1 pseudogene is annotated in these 227 nt (G+C 30.4%); it reads left to right on the forward strand.

The window, feature by feature from the left end:
• Positions 1–14: 14 nt before the first annotated feature.
• Positions 15–227, forward strand: a pseudogene (locus FUA24_RS00990) (ABC transporter permease); the annotation flags it as partial.

Below are 227 nucleotides of genomic sequence, written 5' to 3' on the forward strand. Positions count from 1 at the left end.
AAAGTAGTTGGTTTATGCAACATAAGCCAAATTCATTAAAACAATTAGCGCTCCAAAAGTTTAAAAAAAACTTTTGGGGCGTTTTTAGTTGTTTTTTTTTAGTGTTTGTTGGTGTAATAGCAGTATTTGCTTATGTAATTGCACCAGATAACACTAAGCATGCCAACCAAATGCATTTATCAATTCATTCTAAAAAGCCAGGTTTTAAAGTAACAATGCTTTCAATT

This window comes from Seonamhaeicola marinus, from assembly GCF_008085455.1.